At 64.4% G+C, this 360-nt stretch carries 1 protein-coding gene; it reads right to left on the reverse strand.

What is annotated here, in order from left to right; genetic code table 11:
• Positions 1-360: NAD(P)(+) transhydrogenase (Re/Si-specific) subunit beta (locus tag NP503_RS33220; RefSeq protein ID WP_164767602.1), on the reverse strand; the 360-nt coding region annotated here is incomplete at both ends.

The following is a 360-nucleotide window of genomic DNA, read 5'->3' on the forward strand; positions in this document are numbered from 1 at the left end:
TAGGCGGCATCGTCGGCGGAACCCTGCTTGACCGTGCGTTCGATGCCGTCATCGGCGGCCGCTGCCGTCTCGCCGCCGAAGCCGCCGAGAATGACCGAGATGAAGCTTCGGTTCATGCCCTTGCACATGATGTAAGACAGGATCGCGCCGGATGAGCCGACCAGCGCACCGGTGATGATCAGCGCCAGATTGCCGAGCGTGAAGCCGAGTGCGGCCGCCGCCCAGCCCGAATAGGAGTTGAGCATCGAGACGACGACCGGCATGTCGGCGCCGCCGATCGGGATGATCAGCAGGATGCCGAGCACCAGCGAGGCCGCAACGATCAACCAGAAGACCAGTTTGGACTCGGTGGTGACCAGC

The sequence above is a fragment of the Mesorhizobium sp. SEMIA396 genome (assembly GCF_024518615.1).
In the GTDB taxonomy this organism is placed as follows: Bacteria; Pseudomonadota; Alphaproteobacteria; order Rhizobiales; family Rhizobiaceae; genus Mesorhizobium.